We start from the raw sequence: 6,600 nt of genomic DNA on the forward strand, positions 1-6,600 counted from the left end.
TGCAAGACCGACCTGCCCCTCTGCTGCACTGCCCTGGCCCGGCGCCGTTTACACATGTCCACTGCTGTTGACGATTCGCAGGCACAGTGCCTCGTACGGGTCCAGGTTCACCAGCAATCGCCCGTCTTCGGTCAGGTCCCCTTCGACCGTTTCGTTGATCATGTCCACGACCGGCCCCGGCGTGAACCCGGTCAACTGCAACTCCTCGGCAATAACTTCCTGGCCAAAGTTCAGTGCGCTGATCTGGATACCGCGCCCAGATGGCAGTTCATGAACCATGACCAGCAACCCCGGGCTACTGACCTCAGGCACCAGCACCTGGCGGCTGGTGGCGATGCCATAGGCCTGCCGCACGGCCAGCAGCTTCTTCACTTTGCAGGCAAACGAATCACCCTGTTCCAGCTGGCTGTCGAGGCTGCCATACAATGCCCGAGCCCGCGGCATTCCGCGCACTGACTCCTCCGCCTGTGGGGCGAGCCCGGCCAGGTCGTAACCGCCTCGATGAATCCAGCGGGTATCGCCATCCAGCATCCGCTGCGCGACCGCTTCGGCGGGCAAGGGCAGGGCGCCGACCAGGTCCCAGCCGGACAGCGCGACCACCCCAGGCTGCATGGCGTTGTACATGACCAGCAGCAGATGCACTTTCTGAATCAGCTCGATTTCGGCCGCACCGATTTGCTCAAGGTCGCGGATGCCCAACGCTGCGGCGATCAGGCTGGCCGTGGTGCAGGCAATGCCATTGGTGACGAAGCGCAGGTTGTAGGGGGCGTGCTCGCCCGAGAGGCGTTCGTAGATTTCTTCACGGATATGCTCACGCAAAATACTCCCTGGCAAGGTCTGGCCCTTGTACAGGTACATGTCGTGGGCGTGCAGGGTCCAGAAATGCACCAGCTCCACCGTCAGCTCGTCGTGGTTCTGCAGGGCATGGATCAGCGAGGCGGGGTCGATGCCGAAGGCGTGCATTTCCTTGAGCATCAGGCGCAGGAACTCGGTATCACCGGTCAGCAGCGCATGCTGATAGGCCGGTCGGGTGATGAAGTCATAGGACAGGTCCGCCCCCCCTTTGGACATCTGCGCGATGTCGTCCAGGGTCAGGTTCAGTTCCTGGAAGCTGAAGCCACCCGCCTTGCGTATCATCCCGCCGATCAACTGGTTGCCGACGATCGACAGCGGGTGGCTTTCTGACCAGGCGGTGCCGCTGGCCCGCGTTTCCACCCCCAGAAAGCCATTGGCGTCCAGGCGCAGACCGCGCGCGCCCAGGCAGTCAAGGGCGTGCAAGGCATCGCCAATGATCATTTGCTGGGCGGCGAAGGTCGGGTCTAGCCAGTTCAGTGAGGGTTGGCCGTCCTTGAAATAGTGCAGGTAAACCCAGCGACGGGTTTTGCCGTCGACACCGGTGATGGGCGGCGTGACGCTCCAGTCGGTTTCCTTCACACCGGGCTCGAAGAAGATCACCCGTTGCAACTGGCCGACGATGTAATGGCGGGCTTTGAGCTCGTCGCACTGGGCTGGCAGCAGGTTGACCGAATCGCGGCCGGCGGGCACCTCAGGCAGCAGCGGCCAGTCCTCCTCGCGGATTTCGACCATGTGGTACAGCCCCGGGTAGGGCCCGTGGGCCATCTCGGCCAAGCGGAAGTCGGCGCCCTTGCCCGTGTGCGAGGGAATCAGGTCGTCGATGGTAACGGCGTTGTGTGCGGCGGCCATGCGGCTCATCTGGACCAGCTCTTGTTCGCTGCCGTACAGCGGGTCGATATCGAAGCTGATGCGGTCGAAGTTACCGTCCACACTGGGGGTGAGTTCGCGGCCACGGATACCGCCGGACAGCTTGATCGGGCCAGTGTGCACCCCCTGGATGCCGATCTCCGACAGGCGTTTCCACAGTGCTTCGTGAGCCAGGGCGCCAAGTACGGAGCAGTCTTGCGGGGCGATGATGGCGTCGGGGTACACGGTCAACCAGACCGAGGCAATTTCGGTGGCGCGGCGGGGCTGGGCTTCGGCGTAGGGCTGCTGCCACAGGCGTGACTGCCCTGAGTACAGGCTGGCGCGCGCCTGGGAAGCCTTGAGCATGGCGCGGTCTTCGAGCCATTTGACATATGACGGGTCGGGCTGGGTCATTTCGCGTCCTCTTTGCGTGTCGGCACCGGCTCAGGTTATGACGGCATTGTGGCCTGATCGTTCGGCTGAAACCTGTGATGGCCTCTTCGCGGGTAAACCCGCTCCCACATTGACCGCGTCGCACCAGGGGCGGTGGCTTATTCAGCTAGCCACTGTCCTCAAGGCCGGTGCAGTAACTGTGTGAGCGGGTTTACCCGCGAAGAGGCCGGCCCTGCCAGTACACCCTCAGCGCCGGGCGGACAACTGCTGGGGCGCCAGGAACGCATCATGGAAGTAATTACGCACGGCCTGCATCGCCGGGCTGAATGCCCGCTCACGGTGCCAGGCCAGCCCTACACTCATGGGTGTGACCGGGTCGCTGATGGTCACCGTCTCGATGCGCTTGCCCTCCAGCGACCAAGGCCTGTGCACCAGATCTGACAAGATCGCCACACCACTGCCATTGGCAACCATGCTGCGCACGGCTTCCACCGAACTGGTCCGCACCCGCACGCTCGGGCGCTGCCCGGCCAGTTCCCAATAACGCATGGCGCTTTGCTCGGCCTCATCGACAGTCAACAGGATGAACGGCTCACAGGCGACATCGGCCAGGCTTACCGCCGAGCGCTCGCACAGCGCATGGTGGCCAGGCAGCCACAGCCGTCGCTCGGAGTTGAACAGTGTCTCCGAGACAATGTCGGGGTGGGTGAGGTTGGCGGTGAGCACGACCGCCATGTCGAAACGTCCCTCCAGCAAACCCTGCTCGATGGCGCTGCGCTCCTGCTCGTACAGCTCCAGGGTCACATCGGGGTGCCAGTGTTCCAGACGCTGCAGATGGTGTGGCAGGAAGTAGCCGATCACCGTATAGCTTGCCGCCAGGCGCAGCAGGCCGCTGGCGCGCACGTTCGGCAGCGGGCTGTTCAGCGCGTCGTCAACACTGCGCAGGATCACGTAGGCGCGGTTCAGGAAGTGGCGGCCGGCCTCGGTCAGGCTCATGCCTTGGGCCGAGCGCTGGAACAGCATCACGCCAAGCATGGCTTCCAGTTCCTTGATCGCCGTAGTCACCGCCGACTGAGAGATGTTCAGGTGGATGGCTGCCTGGGAAATCTGGCCGATCTCGGCGGTGGCAACGAAGTAGCGGACCTGACGCAGGGTCAATGACACAGTGGGCTCCTGAGGTATCTGATTTTCCGAAGACTCCCCATCTGTTTATAGATCTTCCCAAGGGGGTAAGGAGAATCTAACGTGGCTTGCATGCAGTCACAAGCACCAGGAGAGACGGTCATGCAGGTGGTGGATTTCAACTCGGACATGGGTGAGGGATTTGGTCCGTGGACTATTGGCGACGGTGTCGACAGCGAGCTGATGGGCTATATAAGCACGGCCAACATCGCCACGGGCTTTCATGCCGGCGACCCCGGCACCATGCGCCGCACCGTCGAGCGGGCCAAGGCCCTCGGCGTGGCGGTGGGGGCGCACCCGGGCTTTCGCGACCTTGTCGGCTTTGGCCGCCGGCATATCAACGCGCCAGCCCAGGAACTGGTCGATGACATGCTCTATCAGCTGGGCGCACTGCGTGAAATTGCCCGTGCTCAGGGGGTGAGCCTGCAGCACATCAAGCCCCACGGCGCGCTTTACATGCACCTGGCGCGCGACGAAGAAGCCGCCCGCCTGCTGGTGGAAAACCTGCGGGTGATCGAGCCGGAACTGCTGCTGTATTGCATGCCGGGCTCGGTGATCTGCCGTGTTGCCCAAGCACTTGGTCAACCGGTGGTTCGCGAGTTCTACGCCGACCGTGAGTACGACCTGAGCGGCTCGATTGTATTCACCCGCAATGTGCGGGGCCATGAGCCCAAGGCGGTCGCCGAGCGCGTGTTGCGGGCATGCCAGCAAGGCCTGGTGCGCACGGTCGAAGGGCAGGACCTGGCCATCGAATTCGATTCCATCTGCCTGCACAGCGATACCCCGGGTGCACTCGACCTGGTCGAGGCCACACGCAGGGCGCTGGACGCGGCCGGAATTGTGGTGCGTGCGCCACGCTGAACCTGTGAGGTATCCGGCACAGACAAGCCGGAGCCCGTGCATTTTGTTTTCGCCTGCCTTTCTATAAAGATTCCAAGAAAAGGAACAGTCATGGCCGAACCGCTTGCTACAACCCCGATCCGCTACAGCTTCGGCGCCGACGAGCACCTGTTTGCCGAAGTCAGCGAAAGCATGTCGCTGGAAGCTTTCTTCAAGGGCATGGCCGTCACCCGCGCAGTGGAGCGGCTGGCGCTTGATGGTGTGCTGGACGTGTGCCTGGCCAATGCCTCGTTCCAGATCCGCTTCGACCCGGACCGTATCGCGCCGCAGGCGCTGCTTGAAGCGGTGCAAGGTGCCGAAGCCCAGGCTGTGGCCGAGCGTTCGTTGCAGACGCGGATCATCGAGATCCCGGTGCTGTACAACGACCCCTGGACCCATGAGACCCTGATGCGTTTCCGTGACCGCCACCAAGACCCGGCCAGCACGGACCTGGAGTACGCGGCGCGCATAAACGGGCTGGCGGATGTCGATGCTTTTATCGCCGCCCACAGTGGTGCGCCGTGGTTTGTGTCGATGGTCGGCTTCGTGGCTGGCCTGCCCTTCATGTTCCAGATGGTCGAGCGTGATCGGCAGCTGCAGGTACCCAAATACCTGCGCCCGCGTACTGACACGCCCAAGCTTACCCTGGGCCATGGCGGTTGCTTCGGTTGCATCTACTCGGTGCGTGGGGCGGGGGGCTACCAGATGTTCGGCGTCACCCCGGCACCGATCTACGACCCTGGGCAAACACTGAACTACCTGAAGGCGCACATGGTGTTTTTCCGCCCGGGTGACATCGTGCAGTTCAAGCCCATTGATCGCCGGGCCTACGACCAGGCAGTGGCAGATGTGGAAGAGGGCCGTTTCGACTTGCGTATTCGCCCGGTCGAGTTCTCCCTGGATGCCTTCCTTGCCGACCCGGTCGGTTACCCCAAGTCGCTGCAGGAGGTACTGGCATGATCAAGGTACTCAAACCCGGCCTGGCCACCTCGGTGCAGGACCTGGGCCGTGAAGGCTACTACCACCTGGGCATTCCGCCGTCCGGTGCACTCGACCAGTACGCCCTGCGCGCGGCCAACCACCTGGTGGGCAACCCAGCGGGCGCAGCAGCCCTTGAGTGTGCGCTGGTGGGGCCGGAGCTGGAGTTCCAGCAGGATGCGCTGGTGGCGGTATGCGGTGCACAGATGCCCGCTTTGCTGGAGGGCCGCGAGCAGCGCCCCGACACGGCATTTGCGGTGCGCGCCGGGCAGGTGCTGCGCTTCGGCTTTCCCACGGCGGGCGCCCGTGCCTACCTGGCCGTGGCCGGTGGTATCGATGTACCTGAGGTGCTCGGTAGCCGCTCCACCTACGCGCTGGGGGCATTGGGCGGGTTCCAGGGGCGCAAGCTGATGGCAGGTGACGTGCTGCCGGTTGGTGTGCCCAGCGGCACGACCCGCGCCGGCGCAAGCCTGCCCATGGCCCTGCGCCAGGCCCTGGGCGGCGAGGTGGTGGTGCGGGTGGTGCCGGGGCTGTACTTTCATCGCCTGACCGAAGACGCAGCACAAAGCTTCTTTACACAGGCCTGGACAGTCGGCTCCGAAGCGGACCGTATCGGCTATCGCTACAAAGGCGGCAGCGCCTTGGGTTTCCAGCCGCGGGAGCAACCGTTCGGTGCCGGCTCGGACCCGTCCAACATCGTAGACAGCTGCTACCCGATCGGTTCTATCCAGGTGCCAGCGGGGCTGGAACCGATCATCCTGCACCGTGATGCGGTATCGGGTGGCGGCTACGCCATGATCGGCACGGTGATCAGCGCCGACCTCGACCTGATCGGCCAGATGCAGCCCAACCAGCAGGCAAGGTTCCTGGCGGTGAGCCTGGAGCAGGCGCTGGAGGCGCGGCGATCATACAAGAAGAAACTGGCCTGCCTGGCCAGGCTCTTTGGCTGAGCGCAACGCGCTTGTGGAAGCGTTGTGCGATCCCTGCAGGAGCGGAAAACCCGCTCTTTCAGGGCCCTATTCTCTAGCAGGATGCTGCCAGGGAAATGTTTGGAAACTAGATTCAGAGAAGGATCCTACAAGCATTTGGGAAGCCCCAGACTCCTTGGAGAATTGATTCCCCGATAGTGTTCATGTCTTCAGTTTTCTCGAAGACAAGGACCCCTTCATGCCCGGCCCATCCGATCTGCCTCCGGTAAAACCCGACAGCGCTGTCGATGCCCATGACGCTTCAGAACGCAGCGTCTACGCGATGCTCGAAGTGCCGGAGGGTAGCGATTCACCCTATCCGGCTGACCAGTGGCAGCGAGCAGGTGACCCGGATGTTGAAGGTTACCCCGGCGACCCGGAGTTCCAGCTGCGTGGCGGCTTCGAAAACCTGATGCTCGACGCGGCGAGCCCGCTGTTCGGTCTGGTCATTCGCCTGCGTACGCTGGATGACCTGCCCAACATCGCCTATGTGCACAAG

Annotated in this window: 5 protein-coding genes and 1 pseudogene; 4 read left to right on the plus strand and 2 right to left on the minus strand. The window is 63.3% G+C overall.

Translation table 11 applies throughout. From position 1 onward, the window contains the following. Positions 1-48: 48 nt before the first annotated feature. Together treS and CKW35_RS03465 are read right to left on the minus strand one after the other, a co-directional pair. On the minus strand, positions 49-2,115 hold the full coding sequence (treS, locus tag CKW35_RS03460; RefSeq protein ID WP_060516598.1) for a maltose alpha-D-glucosyltransferase: 2,067 nt from the start codon (positions 2,113-2,115) through the stop codon (positions 49-51). A 225-nt stretch (positions 2,116-2,340) separates the two neighbouring features. After that, positions 2,341-3,258, minus strand: coding sequence for a LysR family transcriptional regulator (locus tag CKW35_RS03465; protein WP_023049313.1), 918 nt, complete (start codon positions 3,256-3,258; stop codon positions 2,341-2,343). A 120-nt stretch (positions 3,259-3,378) separates the two neighbouring features. On the opposite strand from CKW35_RS03465, the gene CKW35_RS03470 reads away from it, so the two are divergent. The 4 genes and pseudogenes from CKW35_RS03470 to CKW35_RS03485 form a co-directional block, all read left to right on the plus strand. Further along, positions 3,379-4,137 carry a 5-oxoprolinase subunit PxpA gene (locus tag CKW35_RS03470; protein WP_016486564.1) on the plus strand — a complete coding sequence of 253 codons (759 nt, stop codon included), beginning with the start codon at positions 3,379-3,381 and terminating at the stop codon, positions 4,135-4,137. Between the two features lie 90 nt (positions 4,138-4,227). After that, complete coding sequence (locus CKW35_RS03475) at positions 4,228-5,115, plus strand: allophanate hydrolase subunit 1 (RefSeq protein WP_023049312.1); 888 nt, start codon at positions 4,228-4,230, stop codon at positions 5,113-5,115. Beyond that, positions 5,112-6,083, plus strand: coding sequence for a biotin-dependent carboxyltransferase family protein (locus CKW35_RS03480; RefSeq protein ID WP_024717963.1), 972 nt, complete (start codon positions 5,112-5,114; stop codon positions 6,081-6,083). Before CKW35_RS03475 ends, CKW35_RS03480 begins: the two co-directional genes overlap by 4 nt. 217 nt (positions 6,084-6,300) lie before the next feature. Further along, positions 6,301-6,600: pseudogene (locus tag CKW35_RS03485) on the plus strand (DotU family type IV/VI secretion system protein); the annotation flags it as partial.

It is taken from the genome of Pseudomonas sp. Irchel 3F3 (assembly GCF_900187545.1).
Lineage (GTDB): Bacteria > Pseudomonadota > Gammaproteobacteria > Pseudomonadales > Pseudomonadaceae > Aquipseudomonas > Aquipseudomonas fortuita.

Coding starts and splice junctions, on each gene's coding strand:
- CKW35_RS03475 (WP_023049312.1), top strand. CDS start 4,228: ATGGCCGAACCGCTTGCTACAACCCCGATCCGCTACAGCTTCGGCGCC.
- treS (WP_060516598.1), bottom strand. CDS start 2,115: ATGACCCAGCCCGACCCGTCATATGTCAAATGGCTCGAAGACCGCGCC.
- CKW35_RS03480 (WP_024717963.1), top strand. CDS start 5,112: ATGATCAAGGTACTCAAACCCGGCCTGGCCACCTCGGTGCAGGACCTG.
- CKW35_RS03470 (WP_016486564.1), top strand. CDS start 3,379: ATGCAGGTGGTGGATTTCAACTCGGACATGGGTGAGGGATTTGGTCCG.